The sequence below is a fragment of the Bacteroides sp. RTP31139st1_H2_RTP31139_211217 genome, assembly GCF_040227615.1.
In the GTDB taxonomy this organism is placed as follows: domain Bacteria; phylum Bacteroidota; class Bacteroidia; order Bacteroidales; family Bacteroidaceae; genus Bacteroides; species Bacteroides uniformis.
Genome location: NZ_JBCNZM010000028.1, coordinates 21,718 through 42,225, shown reverse-complemented (window position 1 = coordinate 42,225; position 20,508 = coordinate 21,718). Strand labels below are relative to the sequence as shown.

At 43.3% G+C, this 20,508-nt stretch carries 18 protein-coding genes and 3 pseudogenes; 20 read left to right on the top strand and 1 reads right to left on the bottom strand.

Annotated elements, in window-relative coordinates:
- From ABUA47_RS06845 to ABUA47_RS06780, 13 genes and pseudogenes are all read left to right on the top strand, one after another.
- A partial coding sequence (locus ABUA47_RS06845; protein ID WP_349831479.1) for an RHS repeat domain-containing protein occupies positions 1-3,687 on the top strand: 3,687 nt, incomplete at its 5' end.
- Positions 3,688-3,689: 2 nt separating this feature from the next.
- Positions 3,690-3,998 carry a hypothetical protein gene (locus ABUA47_RS06840; RefSeq protein ID WP_035447399.1) on the top strand — a complete coding sequence of 103 codons (309 nt, stop codon included), beginning with the start codon at positions 3,690-3,692 and terminating at the stop codon, positions 3,996-3,998.
- A 227-nt stretch (positions 3,999-4,225) separates the two neighbouring features.
- A pseudogene (locus ABUA47_RS06835) lies at positions 4,226-5,557 on the top strand (RHS repeat domain-containing protein); the annotation flags it as partial.
- Complete coding sequence (locus tag ABUA47_RS06830) at positions 5,538-5,747, top strand: hypothetical protein (RefSeq protein WP_035447395.1); 210 nt, start codon at positions 5,538-5,540, stop codon at positions 5,745-5,747. The pseudogene ABUA47_RS06835 and the gene ABUA47_RS06830, both read left to right, overlap by 20 nt.
- Before the next feature lie 251 nt (positions 5,748-5,998).
- Positions 5,999-8,023, top strand: coding sequence for an RHS repeat-associated core domain-containing protein (locus tag ABUA47_RS06825; RefSeq protein ID WP_371413385.1), 2,025 nt, complete (start codon positions 5,999-6,001; stop codon positions 8,021-8,023).
- Positions 7,989-8,519 (top strand): hypothetical protein, encoded by a 531-nt coding sequence (locus ABUA47_RS06820; protein WP_118931273.1) that lies wholly within the window; start codon positions 7,989-7,991, stop codon positions 8,517-8,519. Before ABUA47_RS06825 ends, ABUA47_RS06820 begins: the two co-directional genes overlap by 35 nt.
- A 95-nt stretch (positions 8,520-8,614) precedes the next feature.
- A pseudogene (locus ABUA47_RS06815) lies at positions 8,615-9,841 on the top strand (RHS repeat-associated core domain-containing protein); the annotation flags it as partial.
- A 595-nt stretch (positions 9,842-10,436) separates the two neighbouring features.
- Positions 10,437-10,889 carry a hypothetical protein gene (locus tag ABUA47_RS06810; RefSeq protein WP_035447390.1) on the top strand — a complete coding sequence of 151 codons (453 nt, stop codon included), beginning with the start codon at positions 10,437-10,439 and terminating at the stop codon, positions 10,887-10,889.
- A 115-nt stretch (positions 10,890-11,004) separates the two neighbouring features.
- Positions 11,005-12,843, top strand: a pseudogene (locus ABUA47_RS06805) (RHS repeat-associated core domain-containing protein); the annotation flags it as partial.
- A 12-nt stretch (positions 12,844-12,855) separates the two neighbouring features.
- Entirely contained in the window at positions 12,856-13,263 is a 408-nt protein-coding gene (locus ABUA47_RS06795; RefSeq protein WP_051642902.1) for an NTF2 fold immunity protein, read from the top strand.
- Between the two features lie 654 nt (positions 13,264-13,917).
- Positions 13,918-15,099, top strand: coding sequence for an RHS repeat-associated core domain-containing protein (locus tag ABUA47_RS06790; protein WP_227741093.1), 1,182 nt, complete (start codon positions 13,918-13,920; stop codon positions 15,097-15,099).
- Positions 15,041-15,421, top strand: coding sequence for a hypothetical protein (locus tag ABUA47_RS06785; RefSeq protein WP_227741090.1), 381 nt, complete (start codon positions 15,041-15,043; stop codon positions 15,419-15,421). Before ABUA47_RS06790 ends, ABUA47_RS06785 begins: the two co-directional genes overlap by 59 nt.
- A 3-nt stretch (positions 15,422-15,424) precedes the next feature.
- Positions 15,425-15,697, top strand: coding sequence for a hypothetical protein (locus tag ABUA47_RS06780; RefSeq protein ID WP_009037544.1), 273 nt, complete (start codon positions 15,425-15,427; stop codon positions 15,695-15,697).
- 327 nt (positions 15,698-16,024) lie between these two features.
- Here ABUA47_RS06780 and ABUA47_RS06775 read toward each other — a convergent pair whose 3' ends face one another.
- Entirely contained in the window at positions 16,025-16,423 is a 399-nt protein-coding gene (locus ABUA47_RS06775; protein ID WP_009037545.1) for a DUF2809 domain-containing protein, read from the bottom strand.
- Between the two features lie 148 nt (positions 16,424-16,571).
- Between ABUA47_RS06775 and ABUA47_RS06770 the strand changes: the two genes are divergently transcribed.
- From ABUA47_RS06770 to ABUA47_RS06740, 7 genes are all read left to right on the top strand, one after another.
- Entirely contained in the window at positions 16,572-16,760 is a 189-nt protein-coding gene (locus ABUA47_RS06770) for a hypothetical protein (RefSeq protein ID WP_009037546.1), read from the top strand.
- Positions 16,761-16,830: 70 nt separating this feature from the next.
- Complete coding sequence (locus ABUA47_RS06765; RefSeq protein WP_009037547.1) at positions 16,831-17,421, top strand: TIGR00730 family Rossman fold protein; 591 nt, start codon at positions 16,831-16,833, stop codon at positions 17,419-17,421.
- A complete protein-coding gene (locus tag ABUA47_RS06760) occupies positions 17,418-18,149 on the top strand; it encodes a DUF4271 domain-containing protein (protein WP_349831477.1) in 732 nt (243 codons plus the stop codon). Before ABUA47_RS06765 ends, ABUA47_RS06760 begins: the two co-directional genes overlap by 4 nt.
- A 4-nt stretch (positions 18,150-18,153) precedes the next feature.
- Complete coding sequence (locus ABUA47_RS06755) at positions 18,154-18,906, top strand: uroporphyrinogen-III synthase (protein ID WP_005834069.1); 753 nt, start codon at positions 18,154-18,156, stop codon at positions 18,904-18,906.
- A gap of 198 nt (positions 18,907-19,104) precedes the next feature.
- Positions 19,105-19,521: a ribonuclease P protein component gene (rnpA, locus tag ABUA47_RS06750; protein WP_022400586.1), complete on the top strand. Its 417-nt coding sequence runs from the start codon at positions 19,105-19,107 to the stop codon at positions 19,519-19,521.
- Positions 19,518-19,739 (top strand): membrane protein insertion efficiency factor YidD, encoded by a 222-nt coding sequence (yidD, locus tag ABUA47_RS06745; protein ID WP_005831056.1) that lies wholly within the window; start codon positions 19,518-19,520, stop codon positions 19,737-19,739. The genes rnpA and yidD overlap by 4 nt, the downstream gene beginning before the upstream one ends.
- Positions 19,736-20,401, top strand: coding sequence for a TatD family hydrolase (locus ABUA47_RS06740; protein WP_025832306.1), 666 nt, complete (start codon positions 19,736-19,738; stop codon positions 20,399-20,401). Before yidD ends, ABUA47_RS06740 begins: the two co-directional genes overlap by 4 nt.
- The last annotated feature ends 107 nt before the right edge of the window (positions 20,402-20,508 follow it).

The window sequence follows — 20,508 nt, the reverse complement described above, 5'->3', positions numbered from 1 at the left end:
ACCTACAACAGTCGTAACCAGATAGCTACTTGCCGCACAAGTACCAGCCGTTCGGGCTATGTAATGGAAAGCTATGCTTATGCAGCGGATGTTTCTTCCTACAAAGATGAATTCAAGGCTAATAACGTGCTTGATGCTGTACAGAACTACCAACGAACATCGGGAGGAGCGACGCTGTATCTGAATAATACGTACGGGGACGTCTTTTCTAAATTCACCTTGCAGTCCAGTGAAGAATATAGTAGTTTGTATCCTGAGAAAAGAACTGTTTCTTATAGGTATGATAGTAAATGGAATCCGGTGGAAGTTACTACTCCCGACAACATGTCTGTGGTCTATTTGTGGGGCTATAAATATTCTTTGCCGATTGCCCGTCTCAAAGGTATCACTTATGCGGAAGTAGTGTCTCGGCTCGGAACAACAGGTTTGGATGCTTTGTGTTCTGCCGGTTCACCCAATACGACGGCCCTCTATGCACTGAAAACGTCCTTCCCGGAATGCGAGGTCACAACCTGGCTTCACAATCCTTCTTATGGGCTGAAGGAGATAAGAAAAGCAACTGGTTTTAAGGATTTCTATCTCTATAATGCTTTGGGTGGTTTATCTGATGTGCAGGATCATAACCAAAATCCTATTGCCTCGTACTTCTATCAGTGGTCTCCTGACGGCACTTCGCAGAATTACGTTCGCACTCATGCTATGACTGCAGCAGCAGGTAGCAAGTATATGGCAAGTTATGATTATTATGACGGTTTGGGGCGTCTCTTCCAGAAGGTACAAAAGGGAATTACTCCCACCGGAAGTAATTTGATATCGTTACAAGAATATGATGGCGCAGGACGTCGTTCGGAGAGTTGGCTCCCAATTGTTTCCTCCTCTGTTTATATGTCTCCTTCGGCTATCAAAAGTGCGGCTCCGGGCAACTATTCAAGTGATTCCCGTCCCTACAGCAAGCCTGTTTACAGTGTTTCCCCATTAGACCGCATTCTGAAGCGATACTCTCCGGGAGCGGCATGGGCATCAAAACCTGTAACTATGGATTATCTGGCTAATTCTTCCGATGTGAATTGCATTAACTATTCGGTAAGTTCGTCTGGGGCACTTGTCAACAACGGTACTTATGCAGCCGGACAGTTGCGCGTGGTGAAACGTATTGACGAAGACCAACATGTTTCTTATACTTTCACAGACAAACAAGGCCATATATTGCTGGAACGCCAGATGCAGGGTAGCGAGCAGCATGATACTTATTATGTGTATAACGATTTGGATAACCTTTGCTTCGTATTACAACCGATGTATCAGAGTGTGTCAAACCTGGATCAATATGCTTTCCAGTACAAATATGACAACCGTAACCGTTGTAATTGGAAAAAGCTTCCAGGTGCTTCTGCCGTGAGCTATGTGTACGATGAGGCAGACAATATGATCTTTTCCCAGGATGGCAAGCAGTATGCCTCTAAGCAGTGGAGTTTCTATCTGTATGATAAGTTCCATCGTCTGGCAGTGCAGGGCGTTTGTTCCAATACGAATACGGCTGCAGTTTCGAATGTTATTGTATCATGTACACGGGTGAATAGCAACAGCGGTTTGGGTAACAGTGGATATACATCAAGCTTTGCCTTGGTGTCGCCCGAAGTCCATAGAGTAAACTATTATGACGACTATGCCTTCCGTAGTCTGACCGGTTTCGATAATGCCGGCTTTCCTGCGGCAACAATCGATGCCAAAGGATATGTCACCGGTAGTGTGATTACTGTTCTTGGCAGCAGTACAAAACTTTATTCGGCTAATTATTATGACTTTGAGGGACGCATCACAAAAACGGTTCAAGGCAATTTGCTGGAGGGTTATGATACGACGAACACTGTTTATACTTTTACCGGCAAGCCGAACACTGTGACACATACACATACTGCCAGCGGAAAGACCACGCGCACGGAAGTATATACCTATACCTACGACCATGCGGACAGAATAAGCAAAGTGCGGCATAGTCTTGGCGGCACTTCAATCACTCTGTACGATGCCACTTATGACAACTTCGGCCGTTTGCTGACCAAGCAGTATCACGGTACGAGCACCAACAAGCTGACTTATGCCTACAACCTGCGCAGCTGGCTGACGGGCATCAGCGGTACATGCTTCACACAGAACCTGTACTACAACACGGGTGTGGGTACTGCGAAGTACAACGGCAGCATCAGCAGCATGACTTGGAAGTCCGGGAACGAAAGTACAGTCCGTGGTTACAAATTCACTTACGACGGTCTTGACAGAGTACTGAACGCTACCTATGGAGAGACAGCAAGTATCAGCACGAATGCGAACCGCTTCTCGGAGAACGTTACGGGTTATGACAAGAACGGTAACATCAAGAGTTTGCAACGTTACGGCCAGACTGGTGCCAGTGCCTACGGCCTGATAGACAACCTGACTTTTACCTTGAACGGCAATCAGTTGAGCCGTGTGGACGATGCCGTGATGGCTTCTGCTTACGGTGGAGGCTTCGAGTTCAAGGACGGCGTGAAGCAGGTCGGAGAGTACACCTACGATGCGAACGGCAATTTAACCAAAGATTTGAACAAGGGAATCACCGATATTCAATATAATTGTTTAAATTTGCCAAGTGCAGTAACGTTCAGCGACGGAAGTACGATTACCTATGTTTATGCAGCCGACGGCACAAAGCTAAGAACGGTTCATAAGATAGGTGGCGCTACCACCACAACGGACTATTGCGGGAATGTGGTCTATGAAAACGGAGCCCAGAAGCTTCTGATTACCGAAGAGGGCTATATTACTTTGAGCGACAACAAGTATTACTATTACTTGAAGGACCATCAGGGGAACAACCGTGTAGTCATAAACCAGAGCGGAGCGGTAGAGGAGACAAACCATTACTATCTGTTTGGAGGAGTATTCGCTTCATCAACAAGCACTCAGCCTTACAAGTACAATAGCAAGGAATATGACACGAAGAAAGGCTTGAACTGGTATGATTACGGGGCACGGCATTATGATGCAGTGTTGGGACGGTTTATGACGGTGGATCCGTTGGCAGAGAAGTATTATTCAGAAAGTTTGTATACTTATTGTTATAGTAATCCTATAAATTGTATAGACCCTAACGGGAAGGATGGTATTTATATTGCCTTCCCTGATTATAAAATATCAACTCCTATTGGTAAAATTGGGAATTTAGGTCATGCTGGAGTATTATTGATTGATAATAAAACAGGAGTGACTAAATATTATGAATATGGCAGATATGACAAAGAGGGTAAAGGAGTTGTCAGAACATTCGCTGTTCCAAATGTAAAAATAGGACAAGATAAAAAGCCTACATTGGAATCATTGAATAAAACTTTATCAATAATATCTGAACAAGCGGGACATGCCGGAAGAATAGAAGGAGCATATATTGAAAGTGATAAGTTTAAAGAAATGAAAAACTATGCAGAATCAAAAATAGCGGAGAATGCTAATTCAAAGAGGAAAGAGTATTCATTAAGGAATAATAATTGTGGAACTTTTGCGGCTGATGTTTTGAAACAAGACCCATCTGTAAAAGATAAGGCACCAGTAATTATAGATCCAAGGCCCAATAGTATAGTTAAAGAGTATCAAGATAATTTTAAGTCACTAAATTATGATCCTAAAAAGAGACAAGTTAAAATTGAATAGATATGGAAAGTCAAAGTATATCATTAGGAGATTTATTTTCAGTTGAATTATTTGTAGGATCAATAACGTTTGTTTTAGGAACGGTTTTGTTCTTCTTATTATTATTATTGAATTTGAGGCTTAATCTTAAAACGACATTATTATATTGTTGCCTGCAATTGATACTTGTTGTCTCTCTTTCTACTATTTTCTTTATATTTTGGCGTTTTAATTTTGATATAATGATAGGGTTTCTATATTTACCAGGTGTATTATCTGAGGTTTTTATTATGCTCTTATTCTATTTTATATTAAAAATAAAAAACAAATAATTGAATAATATTTTTATAACAATTCTATTACAGCGGGTGGAAACATCCGCTGTTTCTTTTTATAGGGTACCCACTATAATAGAAATATTAGCAGTCTAACTTGCCAAGTGGAGTAATGAAGGCCCAATGGCAAAATTTATTCAATGAGCTTTAAAGCAAATGTTAACGCCGCCTATGATAATACTACAATCATTGGTACAGACACTAACCGTTTCCGCGAGAACGCGACAGCTTTCGTCTACAATAACAGCTTCGAGTTCAAGGACAGCATGAAGCAGGCGAACGAGTACACCTACGATGCCAACGGCAATTTAACTAAAGATTTAAACAAGAATATTACCGGTATATCATATAATTGTTTAAATTTGCCAAATACAGTAACGTTCAGTGACGGAAGTACTATCACCTATATTTATGGAGCCGATGGCACAAAGCTGAGAACAGTCCATAAGATAGGCAGTACAACCACAACGACTGACTATTGCGGCAATGTGATCTATGAAAACGGAGTCCAGAAGCTGCTTCTTACCGAAGAGGGTTATATTACTTTGAGCGACAGCAAGTATCACTACTACTTGAAAGACCATCAGGGGAATAACCGGGTAGTCATCAGCCAGAGCGGCACGGTAGAAGAGACGAGCCATTACTATCCTTTCGGCGGTACATTTGCAAGTGCAGGTAATGTTCAGCCTTACAAGTACAACGGCAAGGAGTATGACTCGAAGAAAGGGCTGAACTGGTATGACTACGGGGCACGGCATTATGATGCGGCGTTGGGGAGGTTTGAGACGGTGGACCCTTCTGCTGAAAACTACTTCAAAACAAGTCTCTATGCTTATTGTGGTAACAGCCCTATCAGCAGAATAGACCCAACAGGAGCTGACTGGTATGAAGATAAACAAGGGAATTTACGTTGGCAGGAAGGCAGTGAAGCCTTAAAAGGCTATACTAATATCGGTTCATCTGCCTCTATTGCGTTAGGTAATGACAACTATCTGAACTTCTATCAGAATGGAGGTATCTTAGCCAATCAGGCTGTTAATGCTTTTGACTTGATAGCTTCCTGCGGTAAACTTCAGAATCAGTTCTTAGGTAAAACCAGTCCTTTATCTGAAGACTCTAAGTCTGCCCTTTTCAATTCTCTGAACAGTCGTTCTATAGATGCTATTGCGCGACCTATAGGCGAAGCTGCCTTTGGCTTTGGTGCCGGAAAGTTTGGCGGTATGTTGTTGGGGAAGGCAATAGGATGGGCTGTAGGAAAGGTGGCAGGAAGAGGTACTCAAAATGCAATACAATCAACTGCTCACGGAGTGCAACGGATTGCTGGAACAACGGCAACGAGAGGAGGGGTACTTTCTGTGAATGAAGTAAGAGTAACAAAGTCTGTAGGAAAGGCTTTTACTCAGGCTGATGGAGCTACAGTTTATCTTCATGAAATTACTCCCGGTAGATTTAATGCTGTTGTAGAAGGGAGGAAAGGTATAATAACAACAATGGGAAATTGGTCTCAAAAATCTATTAATAGAATAGCGAAAAATTATGGATGGAATATTAAATAAAGAAATGGTTGTTTGCTGTTTCTGCGGGAAGAGTTTACCCTTAGAAGCGGCTGTAGTTTTGAAAGTTTGGGCAAATGAGAAGAGTGAGGAGTATCAAGTATTATATTCCCATAAATCTCATTTTGTTAGAGCATTAGATAAATCAGTAATACTACATCCAGATTTATTAGAGCCTGATGCTTTAGGTTAATTCGTCGTAACGAACTACTGTCTTCCTCTGATATAGGTTGATTAAAAACCAATCTATCTAATTACTATCCTAACATCAGATATTCCATATCTTGTATGTTAGGATAGTTTTTGTTATTCTATCAGCGAGACGTAGGATACCTATTGTGTGTATGATGACCACCGTAATCTCTGCACTTGGAAGAAGCTTCCGGATGCGCAGCTCGCGGAGTATGTGTATGACAACGGTGGACGGCTGACGCAACAGGGGGAGTGCACGAACAAGACGGTTTCTTCCGATCAGGTGGTGCATGTGCAGAACTGGGCGGTACGGGTTTCCCGACGAGCCAGTTCACGAACGACACTTCGGGCTACAGTAAAGGCTCCCTGACAGGAAGCGCGGTGACTGTATCCGGCAGCAGTACTAAAATTTACAAAGGCTATTACTATGACGTCAAGGGGCGTGTAACTAAAGTCGTACAGAACAATCTTTTGGGCGGTTATGACGTGACTAATACGGTCTATACCTTTACGGGACAGCCCGCCACGGTGACGCATAGCCATACCGCAAGCGGCAAGTCCACACGTACGGAAGTCTATACCTATAGCTATGACCATGCAGACCGTGTAAGCAAGGTGGAGCATACTTTGGGAGGAACCAAAATAACTCTGGCAGACTATACGTACGATAGTTTCGGCCGTCTGAGTACCAAGTCCCTGCACGGCTCTGCGGCGAACAAGCTGACGTATGCCTATAACCTCCGCAGCTGGCTGACGGGCATCACAAGTACGCGCTTCACCCAGAACCTGTACTACAATACGGGTGTGGGTACCGCCCGCTACAACGGCAGCATCAGCAGCATGACCTGGAAGTCCGGGAATGAAAGCACCGTCCGCGGTTACAAGTTCACCTACGACGGACTGGACCGCATGCTGAATGCCACCTACGGCGAGACAGCAGGTATCAGCACGAACGCGAACCGTTTCAGTGAGAACGTGACGGGGTATGACAAGAACGGTAACATCAAGGGATTGCAGCGTTACGGGCAACTCTCTTCAGCCGCCTACGGCATGATAGACAACCTGACTCTCACCTTGAACGGCAATCAGTTGAACCGTGTGGATGATGCCGTGACGGCTTCCGCCTACAATGGCGGCTTCGAGTTCAAAAACGGTGCCAATGCTGCCGATGAGTACTCTTATGATGCCAACGGCAATTTAACTAAAGATTTGAACAAAGGTATTAGCGGCATTACATATAATTTCTTAAATTTGCCGAATGTGGTGACTTTCAGTGACGGAAGTACCATCACCTACACTTATGGAGCCGACGGCACAAAGCTGAGAACAGTCCATAAGATAGGCAGTACTACCACCACTACCGATTACTGCGGAAACGTGGTCTATGAAAACGGAGTCCAGAAGCTGCTTCTTACCGAAGAGGGTTATGTTACTTTGAGCGACAGCAAGTATCACTATTACTTGAAAGACCATCAAGGGAATAACCGGGTAGTCATCAGCCAGAGCGGTACGGTAGAAGAGACGAACCATTACTATCCCTTCGGCGGGGCGTTTGCAAGTACAAGTAATGTTCAGCCTTACAAGTACAACGGTAAGGAGCTTGACTCAAAGAAAGGGTTGAACTGGTATGACTACGGGGCAAGGCATTATGATGCGGCGCTGGGAAGGTTTACGACGAATGACAGATTTGCCGAGAAGTATTATTCGATGTCTCCGTATCAGTATGGGGCGAATAATCCGGTGAATAACATAGATGTGAATGGAGATACAATTGTTGTAAATCCTAATCCTAATGGCTTGATAGATAATGTGAGAATATTTTTTGGATTTGATACCAAGTATCAAAAGGACGTGAAAGCAGATTTGCAGCAACTTAAGAAGGATGATAAGGAAATTGGTGAGATGATTATTGAACTGGAGAAAAGTAAGAATGTTCATTCAATAACAAGGACTAAACGAGGAAAGTCTAATTCTTCAGGATTTGATAGAGAAAAAGCTAAAAAAGACATTCCGCAAGGAAGCATTATAAATTATGACCCTGATGTTAAAACGGATATTAATGGAAATCATCGGACACCAAGAATTGGTTTAAGCCATGAGTTACAGCATTCGTCGGATGTAGATAAAGGTATTATGTCTTATGAAAATATAGGAAATGGAATACCCATGAGAGAAATTCGTGCTATTAATACTGAGAATAAAATTAGAAAAAGAACAGGAGATGCAAAAAGAACGGAATATCGTGGAAGGAAAATACCCCAAAAACTGTTGGAATAAGATTATCCTTATGTTGGGTATTAATCTCTTATTTGTAATGTGTGTACATAAAACAAGTGAGAGGTATGAAGATATGTTTGTTGATTCTACTTGGCAAAGTCCTTTTGTTGCAATGAATATAGAATACAAAGATAGTGTATATTCGATAGTTCCAAGAGAAGGAGATATGTACCTATTTCTGAATGATGGGGTAGCTAATAAGAAATATCGATATGAACTTTTTCCAATTTTATTAGAACAGACATTGGGTATAGACAGCATTACATTTTGTTCACTAAAGGAAATGGACTGTATGGTAACTCCACAGCCATACATAGATTCAATTTATAAAGGAAAAGTAGAAAATCTTATTTCTTTGCTTTTTAATGAGAAAGGTGTACTTTCTGTTGGTTTGTCATATCCAGAAGAAAAATATTTGATTTATTTGTTATTTCATCATGGAGTTTATCTTAATACAGATTGCGAAACTGGAGTTTTGTATATCTTAAATAAATAAGTATTTTATATTCTTGAAATAATCTATTTAATTGCTATCCTAACATCAGATATTACTATATCTTGCATGTTAGGATAGTTTTTTATTTACTTCCCGCTTCCGGAAAGACTACAAGAGAGGAAGTATACACTTACAGCTACGACTATACTGACAGGGTGAGCAAGGTGGAGCATACTTTGGGAGGAACCAAAATAACTCTGGCAGACTATACGTACGATAGTTTCGGCCGTCTGAGTACCAAGTCCCTGCACGGCTCTGCGGCGAACAAGCTGACGTATGCCTATAACCTCCGCAGCTGGCTGACGGGCATCACAAGTACGCGCTTCACCCAGAACCTGTACTACAATACGGGTGTGGGTACCGCCCGCTACAACGGTAACATCAGCAGCATGACCTGGAAGTCCGGGAATGAAAGCACCGTCCGCGGCTACAAGTTCACCTACGACGGACTGGACCGGATGCTGAATGCCACCTATGGCGAAACAGCAGGTATCAGCACGAACGCGAACCGTTTCAGTGAGAACGTGACGGGCTACGACAAAAACGGTAACATCAAGGGATTGCAGCGTTACGGGCAACTCTCTTCAACCGCCTACGGCATGATAGACAACCTGACTCTCACCTTGAACGGCAATCAGTTGAACCGCGTGGATGATGCGGTAGCGGCTTCCACCTACAATGGCGGCTTCGAGTTCAAAAACGGTGCCAATGCCGCCGATGAGTACTCTTATGATGCCAACGGCAATTTAACTAAAGATTTAAACAAAGGTATTAGCGGCATTACATATAATTTCTTAAATTTGCCGAATGCAGTAACGTTCAGTGACGGAAGTACCATCACCTATACTTATGGAGCCGACGGCACAAAGCTGAGAACAGTCCATAAGATAGGCAGTACAACCACAACGACTGACTATTGCGGCAATGTGATCTATGAAAACGGAGTCCAGAAGCTGCTTCTTACCGAAGAGGGTTATATTACTTTGAGCGACAGCAAGTATCACTACTACTTGAAAGACCATCAGGGGAATAACCGGGTAGTCATCAGCCAGAGCGGCACGGTAGAAGAGACGAGCCATTACTATCCTTTCGGCGGGGTATTTGCAAGTGCAGGCAATGTTCAGCCTTACAAGTACAACGGTAAGGAGCTTGATACGAAGAAGGGTTTGAATTGGTATGATTATGGGGCGAGGCATTATGATGCGGTGTTGGGAAGGTTTATAACGGTTGATGCTTTATATGACAAACATTTTAAAGTATCTCCTTATGTCTATTGTGGAAATGAGCCTGTCGGTCGCATTGATCCGGATGGAAATGATTGGCGCGTGCAAACCCATTATAATCGTGAAACGGATAAGATAGAATATAAAATTACGGTAAGAGCGGCTTTGATAAATAATTCTAATAATAAGGAGCTTGATATAAAGACTTTGGCTGGACAAATAGTAGAGCAAGTGAATGCCGCATATACGATTTCAGGTGATGACTTTGTTTCGACTATGGATATGCAATTGAGAACTGTCAACTCGGTGGATGATATAAAGGACACTGAACACGTTTTGCAGATTGTTGATCAAGATATGTTGACAAAAACGGATAAAAGTGTAGTTATGGCTGAGACTTATAAAAATAGTCTGGATGTGAAAATAGGAACGAAAGCGGTTTCTAATATGTTGAACAATGATGATAACCGGACTTTTGCTCACGAACTTGGTCATTCAGGAGGATTGGGGCATACAATGAATGTGGAAAACTTGATGACACAGAAAAAAGTTATTCAAGATTTTGATGGAGATTATCTTAAAGCAACTCAGTTAAACCGTTCTCAGATACAAACAGTCCGAGATAATTATATCCATAACAAGTTGAATAGGCATATTCCTAACTGGAGGCAAAAACTTAAAAGAAGGCAGTAATATGAAGACACGTATATTTATTTTTATAATCATACTTGCCATGCTGGTGGCGTGCATTGGTCATTTGGACTCAGAGAATGATTTCATGATTCGAGTAGGTACTGGTTTTAAGGAGCGTACCGGTAAAGATTATATCCAATGTTGGGTGAATGACAGCCTTGTTTTTAATGGACTGTATGTGAACAAGACGGATGACCAAATATTGGACTACCATGAAGATTGGCTTGGAATGGAAATCACCCGTTTCGATAAAAGCGGATATGATAGTTTAAAAATAAAGATACGTGTCACATCTCTGGATACGGTATTATATTGTGGAAAAAGGGTCATAGATAGTACGTTCCGATACCGGATTGATAATATTCCCAATATTGTAATTTCATGTAGCTCCAACGGTGGTATTTTGTTGTGGGATACTTTACGTACACCTGATTATTTTTGGCTCGAATATTGATATATTAAGAATCTCTGATTCTATAATCTAAACAATTCCCTGCTTATGTTGGATGTAAGCAGGGAATTTCATATAGGAGCATGCTGACTTGGAGCGGTACGCTTTCCGTTACCGGTACGACGTGACATCCACGGTCTATACCTTTACGGACAAGCCTGCCACGGTGACGCATACGCACACGGCAAGCGGGAAGGACAGCCGGACGGAAGCATACACTTACAGCTATGACCATGCAGACAGGCTCTCCAAGGTGGAGCATACATTGGGAGGGGCGAAGGTGACGCTTGCTGCCTATGCTTATGATAACCTTGGTCGTCTGCAATCGAAGTCGCTGCACGGCTCCGACGCGGACAGGCAGGCTTACGCCTATAATGTACGCGGCTGGCTGACGGGCATCAGCGGAACGAAGTTCACGCAGAATCTGTATTATAACACCGGCAACGGGCCTGCCAAGTATAACGGCAGCATCAGCAGCATGACGTGGAAGGCAGGAACGGCAAGCACCGTCCGCGGCTACAAGTCCACTTATGACGGACTGGACCGTCTGCTGAATGCTACTTATGGCGAGACAGCAGGCATCAGCACGAACGCCAACCGCTTTTCGGAGAACGTTACGGGGTATGACAAGAACGGCAATATCAAGGGATTGCAGCGTTATGGCCAGACTGGTGCCAGTGCCTACGGCCTGCTTGATAATCTGACTTTCACCCTGAACGGCAATCAGTTGAGCCGTGTGGAGGATGCCGTGAGTACCGCGGCATACGGTACAAACACTGCCTTTGTGAACGGTGCAAGCGCTGCAGGGGAGTATGCCTACGATGTCAATGGTAATTTAACGAAAGATTTGAATAAGGGAATTACCGATATTCAATATAATGTATTAAATTTGCCGAGTACGGTATCGTTCAGTGATGGTAGCACGATTACCTATACTTATGGTGCTGACGGCACGAAACTGAGAACAGTCCATAAGATAGGTAGTACAACCACAACGACTGACTATTGCGGTAATGTGATCTATGAAAACGGTACTCAGAAGTTGTTACTCACAGAAGAGGGTTACATCAACCTGACCGGTACCCAGCAGTATCATTACTACTTGAAAGATCATCAGGGTAACAACCGTGTAGTGATCAACCAGTCTGGTACTGTGGAGGAAACGAACCATTACTACCCTTTCGGTGGTGTGTTTGGCACTACAGGCAATACCCAGCCTTACAAGTATAACGGTAAGGAGCTTGATACGAAGCAGGGTTTGAACTGGTATGATTATGGGGCGAGACATTATGATGCTGCGTTGGGAAGGTTTACGACGAATGACCCGTTGGCAGAGAAATATTATTCGATGAGTCCGTATACTTATTGTGCCGATAATCCGGTAAAGTTCATAGACCCAAATGGTATGGAATATGCTCCTGGTGATCTGTTTAAGACTAAAAGAGCAGCAGCTAAAGATTGGGGTATGTATTATAATGGTGCATCTATTATACGTAAACGTGAAATGGGCTCTTCTATTTATGAAGTTAAGCAAAAGGGAAAGCTAAAGGGATATTCTTATAGTGCAGCCAATGAAGGAGAGCACAGCGTATCTATAAGCTTACCTCCTAACGGTGAGAGATTTGTAGGATCGATTCATTCGCATGGAGACGCGGACGCAGAGCATATAAATAATAAATTCTCAAAAGCTGATATAAAATATATTGAGAAAACAAAAGAAAATGGTTATTTGGCTACGCCGAGTGGCGATTTGTTAGAATATAATCCTTATAGTAAGAAAACATCAATAGTGACTAGTGATCTTCCTAGTGATCCCAAAGATCCTAAACGAAAGAATAATATTAATCCGAAAGATATTCCTGCTGAAAAGGGTAAACAAAGAATGAAAGAATTGCTACAAAAGCCAGATTTAAACATTCCTGTTAGCCAGAGAGAACATATTCATTGGGTATTTTAAAAAGATAGCAATATGTATAGGACTTATTTTTTTGCTTTAATGCTATTTGCGATGTCATGTACAAACAGTACATCGAAGGTCGGAGAAGATCAACAATCATCTCAACAGATTGAGTATGTAATGAATGATAGTCTCTCAACAGATTTTTATACTGATATGAAAAGCTATGTTCCTGCAGAGGGATTTATACCTACAGCGGATATTGCAGTAAAGATAGCGGAATGCGTACTATTGGAAATTTATGGAAAGGAAAGTATAGAGAAAGAAAAACCTTTTTCTGTTAACTTGGTAAATGGAATATGGGTAATAGAAGGGCATATTCCTAATGGAAATGATAGTGCGCTGACTTTCTGTGGACAATCTTATGTGGAAATAAGAAAAAGTAATGGTGAGATTATAAAGCTTTTGCATACTAAATAAAAAATATTACTCTAATATAAGTTGCCTTTTTTCAATGAGATTTATTTAATTACTATCCTAACATCAGATATGCTATATCTTGTATGTTAGGATAGTTTTTTAGGTCTATCAAATGATGTAGGTCATGCAGGACTACATCCGTACTCTCCGGATGCTTAACAGCACGGGCACTTCCTATCTGGATAACATTTCCTATATGTATTATTTGTACGACAGTCTGGGACGGCTGACCCTGCAGGGGGGAATCCTTCTTCCAGTCCTACCGTGCTTGTGCAGAACAACTTGCTCAGTGGTTACGACATCACAAGTACGGTTTATACTTTCTCCAACAAGCCGTCTGGTGTGACACATACACATACTGCCAGCGGAAAGACCACGCGCACGGAAGTATATACCTATACCTACGACCATGCGGACAGAATAAGCAAAGTGCAGCATAGTCTTGGCAGTACTGCGATTACTCTGTACGATGCGACTTATGACAACTTCGGTCGTTTACTGACCAAGCAGTATCACGGTACGAGCACCAACAAGCTGACTTATACCTACAACCTGCGTAGCTGGCTGACGGGAATCAGCGGCACACGCTTCACGCAGAACCTGTACTACAACACGGGTGTAGGTACTGCGAAGTACAACGGCAGCATCAGCAGCATGACCTGGAAGTCCGGGAACGAAAGTACAGTCCGTGGTTACAAATTCACTTATGACGGTCTTGACCGGATGCTGAACGCTACCTATGGCGAGACAGCAAGTATCAGCACAAATGCGAATCGCTTCTCAGAGAACGTTACGGGTTATGACAAGAACGGTAACATCAAGAGTTTGCAACGTTATGGCCAGACTGGTGCCAGTGCCTACGGCCTGCTTGATAACCTGACTTACACATTGACCGGTAATCAGTTGAGCTGTGTGGAGGATGCGGTGAGTACCGCTGCATACGGTACAAACACTGCCTTTGTGAACGGTGCAAGCGCCGCAGGGGAGTATGCCTACGATGTCAATGGTAATTTAACGAAAGATTTGAATAAGGGAATTGCCGATATTCAATATAATGTATTAAATTTGCCCAGTACGGTATCGTTCAGTGATGGTAGCACGATTACCTATACTTATGGTGCTGACGGCACGAAACTGAGAACAGTCCATAAGATAGGCAGTACAACCACAACGACTGACTATTGCGGTAATGTGATCTATGAAAACGGTACTCAGAAGTTGTTACTCACAGAAGAGGGTTACATCAACCTGGCCGGTACCCAGCAGTATCATTACTATCTGAAGGACCATCAAGGCAACAACCGTGTAGTAATCAACCAGTCAGGTACTGTAGAGGAGACGAATCATTACTATCCTTTCGGCGGTGTTTTTGGCACTACAGGCAATACCCAGCCTTACAAGTATAACGGCAAGGAGTTTGACAATAAGAAGGGTTTGAATTGGTATGATTATGGGGCGAGACATTATGATACGGCGTTAGGAAGGTTTACGACTAATGACAGATTTGCCGAGAAGTATTATTCGATGTCTCCGTATCAGTACGGGGCGAATAGTCCGGTTGTTAATATTGATGTGAATGGAGATAGTATTAGAATTTGCACTGAAACTCAGTCCTTTGGTCACACATGGATTAGTGTTGGTGAAGGATCTAATATGACTGTTTATAGCTACGGACGATACAATGGAACTAATAAAGGGCCAGATAGAAGCTCTAATTCTTTAGGAAATGGTTCCGGTGTTCTTTTAAAGTTAATGGGGGATGAAGCAAAAGCTTACAATGACAAAAAAAGCAGCTGGTGGAATGTCTGTATTTGTAGTAACAGATGTGGCAGATGAAAAAGTTGCTAATATTTTAGACGAAAAGTTTAATATGTCAACTACAATGCCAGATAATCCTAAAAGTGATTATTATAACAGTTCTTCTGCTCGTATTATTGATGAATATAAGCTGACAAGTAATAATTGTACAACAATGGTATATGACGTGTTGAATAAAAGTGGGTCAAATGCTCTGAAAGGGACAAGGCTACAACAAACAAGTAATTTGGGAACATGGACTACTATTCCTATTGTCAACAGATTTGTTCTTCCAATATCAATGCAGAATCATTTAGTGAGAATATCCAAACCAGGAGGTGTAGTTTATAAAACAAGATAGATTATGAAATGGCTTAGAATTGTGTTTGTTGCCACATCAATAATTCTTTCATTATTAATTATATACGCAATTATTAATTGTGAAATTAGTTATAAATATGAGATTGAAAATCGATGTGGGGATAAGATTGATATCTTATGGGTTGAGGAGTGGCTAAAAGAAACGATTAAAGTGTGGAAGTTTTTTCTATGCTATGTAATCATTAATATCTTTTATTTAGTAGCTTCTCTTGTCAATAGCCGTAAATCTTCAAAAGAAAAATGCAGTTTATCATAAACAAACGCAGTCTCTTTTGTATTGATAATTAGGCCGTCTTGCCTTGATATGAATTGACTATTTTTATCGTTATCCTAACATCAGATATCCCATATCTTGCATGTTAGGATATTTTTTTGTCATATAACAGTCATACCATTTCTAATGTTGTAACTATCCTCCGTGCCGGGCTACACCCTTTTTTGCAGATGGCTATACCATCGCATAGAAAGGGTGTAGCCATCCGGAGTAAAAGGTGTAGCCTCGTGAAATGTGTCCTACGAATGCTTTTGGCGGGGATAATAGCGGCTTGCATAGAATCTGTGTTCCTTTGTCCGCGTCTTGTTTTTATACTGCTTCATCCGAAGAAGAAAAGGAAGCGCAAGAATCTACGGTGGCAGATAACATTACCCCGACAGTATAACATATCATATCCGACCATAAAAATCCATGCCCGAAGACCAATGCTCCGAGCGTGGTGTTTCGTATGGCATTCGCCCAATCGACCTGGTATAATTGGCTGATTTCTATGCAATAAGAAAACAGTAAGGAGATTGCGGTCACTTTGAGTATGGATGCCGAAGGGAAGAGAAAGCGTAATCCCCAATAAACCATAGCTGCCCAAAGTGTATCGCCAATATACTCTGCAATAAATTTAGGCAATGCATTGCCATACTTCCGGGAAGCAAGTCCTGCCAATATGATGACGAAAGTGACGGTTAAGTAAATCCAACGTTTGTATTTCACATCATGATGTTTTAGGTCCATTGCAAATTTATGGAAAATTGACAGATATGAGTGAGAAGGAAGAGCTTTTTCGTATTTTTTCCTATCGAACGGTCTGTGTAAGGCTATAAACAGAAAAGCAAATGAAGGGCAATACTATGACACGTATATGGCCAAAAATAACTATTGGTACAGCATGCATGAACTGAGCCGCATGGACGATGAAACAGGCGACCCCTTGCCGGGTGACCGGAGACTTGCACCTATTCCCGTCGGATTTACCGTTCGGAGCGGTGGCACCCAATGGCTGTTCGAGAACAGCGTCCGCACCACAAATCCGGAAGAACTTTGGAAATAAGACTCTCTTGTTTCAAATCTCCCCGAAATCATGTACCTTTGTGGCGATACCTAAAAAAGGGTGTGGCAAGATGATGAACAAGATAAATTCCGTATGCGTATATTGTGCTTCGAGCACAAAGATAGATTCCGTTTATTTCGATGCAGCCCGTGAGCTGGGCGCTTTGCTGGGGCAGCGGCAAATTCGCCTGATTAATGGTGCGGGAAATATGGGACTGATGTCCGCTGTGTCCGATGCGGCACTCCGGGCAGGGGGAGAGGTGACGGGCGTCATTCCCCGCTTCATGGTGGAGCAGGGATGGCATCACACCGGACTTACCCAACTCGTGGAAGTGGAAAGCATGCACGAACGGAAAAAGACAATGGCCGACTTGAGCAATGCCATCATTGCCCTGCCCGGTGGTTGCGGCACCCTGGAAGAACTGCTGGAAATCATCACTTGGAAGCAACTCGGACTGTATCTGAACCCGATTGTGATACTGAATGTCAAGAACTATTTCGACCCTCTGCTCGATATGCTCCGGCAGGCGGTGGACGAAAACTTCATGCGTACGCAGCACGGTGCCATCTGGCATGTGGCGCAGACACCGCAGGAAGCCGTGGAACTGATATATACCACTCCCTTGTGGGACGCCTCCATCCGTAAATTCGCTGCAATATGATAGGGCTGTTGATGGCTTGGGCAGTAGTGGGGATGGAGGGGATTCCTATTCCATATTCTCCGAGAATGGACGATGGCATCACCGTGGTCCTTTTGTGCTGTTTCTTTCTGTCGGCCTATGTCTTGTCACGCAGCCGCAAGTTCCTGCTGCAACTGGTGAAGGATTTCCTGCTTCATCGCGAACGTACCAGCATATTTGCCACTTCCACAGCCGCCGATATGCGCTATTTGCTGCTGCTCATCCTGCAGACTTGCATCCTTGCGGGTGTCTGTATCTTCAGCTACTTCAATGATATACAGCCGGAACTGGTACGTCATGTGTCGCCGGGGCTTCTGCTGGGGATTTACATCGGTGTGTGTCTCTTCTATTTGTGCTTGAAGTGGATGCTCTACTCTTTTCTGGGTTGGATTTTTTTTGACGAAAGTGTTACAACGCTATGGCTTGAGTCCTATTCTACGCTACTTTATTACTTGGGATTCGCCCTTTTCCCGTTTGCCCTGTTCGTAGTCTATTTTGATTTGAGTTTGCAGCTGACGATAATAATCGGATTGATTTTAGCCTGTTTTGCTATAATATTGATGTTATACAAGTGGTTAAAGCTTTTTTGTAACAATTTATATGGCGGTTTGCTTTTAATTGTGTACTTTTGTGCCCTTGAAATCATGCCTTGTTTTGTGTTATATCAAGGTGTGATGCAGCTAAACAGTTATTTGATAATAAAATTTTAGGACGTTGAAAATTAAGAAAGTACTTGTGTCGCAGCCGAAACCGGCATCAGAGAAATCTCCTTACTACGACATCGCCGAGAAGTATGGTGTGAAAATAGATTTTCGCCCATTTATCAAAGTGGAGAGCCTTTCAGCGAAAGAGTTCAGACAACAGAAAATTTCGGTATTGGATCATACTGCCGTTATTTTTACTTCGCGTCATGCTATTGATCATTTCTTCCACTTGTGTACAGAATTGCGTGTGACAATTCCCGAAACAATGAAGTATTTCTGCGTGACGGAGGCCGTTGCTCTGTATATCCAAAAGTATGTGCAGTATCGTAAGCGTAAGATTTTCTTCGGAAACACCGGGAAGATTGACGATTTGATACCTTCCATTGTTAAGCATAAGACTGAAAAGTACTTGGTACCAATGTCGGATGTACACAATGATGACGTGAAGAATCTGCTGGATAAGAATAAGATTCAGCACACGGAAGCTGTCATGTACCGTACTGTCAGCAATGACTTTGCTGCAGATGAGGCTTTTGATTATGACATGCTGGTGTTCTTCAGTCCGGCAGGCATCAGTGCCTTGAAGAAGAATTTCCCTGATTTTGACCAGAAGGAAATCAAGATCGGAACATTCGGCTCTACCACTGCCCAGGCAGTCCGTGATGCCGGACTTCGTCTTGATCTGGAAGCTCCCAGCGTGCAGGCACCCTCAATGACGGCGGCGCTTGACATGTTTATCAAGGAGAATAATAAAGGAAAGTAAAAAGAGTTATGAGTTATAAGTTATGAGTGATTTGCTTATAGCTTGTAGGCATAACAATGGATTTATAAAATTGAGCTACAAGTGGTTGTGCTTTTATGTCGCCAGGTACTTGTAGCTCGTTTTTGTATCGCCCCATAACTTATCACTCATAACTCATCACCCATCACTCATCACTCATAACTTATAACTCATCACCCCATGCCAAATACCTTGCGTAAGTCCGAACGGTTGGACAAGAAGAAAGTGATAGAGAAGATGTTTGCGGGCGGCTCACGCTCGTTTTCGGTTTTCCCTTTGCGTGTGGTGTATCTGCCGGTGGAGGAGCTGGAGGCACCCGTTTCCATTCTTGTAAGTGTTTCGAAACGCCGTTTCAAGCGGGCGGTGAAGCGCAACCGCGTGAAACGCCAGATACGTGAAGCCTACCGCATGAACAAACACGGACTGCTGGCCGTGCTGACGGAAAAAAAGTGCCGTCTGGCCGTGGCCTTCATCTATCTTTCGGACCAGTTGGTAGACTCTTCTGTCATTGAGGACCGTATGAAGACAGCTTTGGCACGCATTGCCGAGAAGGTAGCGGCAAATGCTGAAGCTGAGCAAACTCCGCAGGTGTCATGAAGCGTCTGCTTTCATATCTGCTGCTGCTTCCCATCTATTTCTATCAGAAGTGCATATCGCCCATGATAGGGCCTTCATGCCGTTTTACCCCCACTTGTTCGCAATATGCGGTGGAGGCCATCAAGAAACACGGACCTTTCAAGGGGTTTTGTCTGGCAGTCAGGCGCATTCTGCGCTGCCATCCCTGGGGAGGTTCCGGATATGATCCCGTTCCATGAATATTCCAGTTGACATACATACACACCGGCTTCCGCAAGTACCCGGAACTGCCATTGCAAATTGCTATCCCGAAACGTTCTCTCCACAGAGCGGCGGATGGTATTCGGTGGGGATACATCCCTGGCATATAGGTCGGAGTGGAGGTGAACACTCAGGAGTTGAAGGTGCTGTGGCTAGCAGGGTGTGCGGCCTGGAGGAGTTAGTGCGCCATCCCCAAGTACTTGCCGTGGGCGAAGCCGGGCTGGACAAGCTGGCAGATGCTCCGATGGATTTGCAGGTGGAAGTGTTCAGGTGCCAGGCATGTTTGGCAGAGGAAGTGGGAAAGCCGCTGGTGATTCATCTGGTGAAGGCGGTTGATGAACTGCTGAAGGTGAAGCGGGACTTGCGCCCGTCGAATCCGTGGATAATACATGGTTTCCGTGGCAAGGCGGCGCTGGTGGAGGAATATCTGAAACATGGCTTTTACCTTTCATTCGGGGAGAAATACCAGGAAGCAGCCTTGTGCCGGGTACCTGCCGACCGGCTGTTCATCGAAACGGATGAAAGCGAAGTTTCCATCGGGGAATTGTATGCACGCGCTGCCGAAGTGCGCGGCATCTCTCCCGAGGAGCTTGGAGAAACACTCCGGAGAAATGTCTGCAAAGTCTTTTTTAAACCCTAAGAGTTGTTTCTTCGAATAAAGAGTCGTATTTTTGCGCAGATTAAAATAGGAATCAAACAATTCATAGATAATCACTTAAATAATTAATCAGATAACTTAATCATTCG

What these genes read in the sequence shown, in the direction of transcription:
- ABUA47_RS06810 (WP_035447390.1), top strand. Translation starts at nt 10,437, where the DNA reads ATGAAGACACGTATATTTATTTTTATAATCATACTTGCCATGCTGGTG.
- ABUA47_RS06740 (WP_025832306.1), top strand. Translation starts at nt 19,736, where the DNA reads ATGAATATTCCAGTTGACATACATACACACCGGCTTCCGCAAGTACCC.
- ABUA47_RS06840 (WP_035447399.1), top strand. Translation starts at nt 3,690, where the DNA reads ATGGAAAGTCAAAGTATATCATTAGGAGATTTATTTTCAGTTGAATTA.
- ABUA47_RS06760 (WP_349831477.1), top strand. Translation starts at nt 17,418, where the DNA reads ATGATAGGGCTGTTGATGGCTTGGGCAGTAGTGGGGATGGAGGGGATT.
- ABUA47_RS06780 (WP_009037544.1), top strand. Translation starts at nt 15,425, where the DNA reads ATGAAATGGCTTAGAATTGTGTTTGTTGCCACATCAATAATTCTTTCA.
- ABUA47_RS06770 (WP_009037546.1), top strand. Translation starts at nt 16,572, where the DNA reads ATGGCCAAAAATAACTATTGGTACAGCATGCATGAACTGAGCCGCATG.
- ABUA47_RS06765 (WP_009037547.1), top strand. Translation starts at nt 16,831, where the DNA reads ATGATGAACAAGATAAATTCCGTATGCGTATATTGTGCTTCGAGCACA.
- ABUA47_RS06795 (WP_051642902.1), top strand. Translation starts at nt 12,856, where the DNA reads ATGTATAGGACTTATTTTTTTGCTTTAATGCTATTTGCGATGTCATGT.
- ABUA47_RS06830 (WP_035447395.1), top strand. Translation starts at nt 5,538, where the DNA reads ATGGATGGAATATTAAATAAAGAAATGGTTGTTTGCTGTTTCTGCGGG.
- rnpA (WP_022400586.1), top strand. Translation starts at nt 19,105, where the DNA reads ATGCCAAATACCTTGCGTAAGTCCGAACGGTTGGACAAGAAGAAAGTG.
- yidD (WP_005831056.1), top strand. Translation starts at nt 19,518, where the DNA reads ATGAAGCGTCTGCTTTCATATCTGCTGCTGCTTCCCATCTATTTCTAT.
- ABUA47_RS06790 (WP_227741093.1), top strand. Translation starts at nt 13,918, where the DNA reads ATGACCTGGAAGTCCGGGAACGAAAGTACAGTCCGTGGTTACAAATTC.
- ABUA47_RS06785 (WP_227741090.1), top strand. Translation starts at nt 15,041, where the DNA reads ATGACAAAAAAAGCAGCTGGTGGAATGTCTGTATTTGTAGTAACAGAT.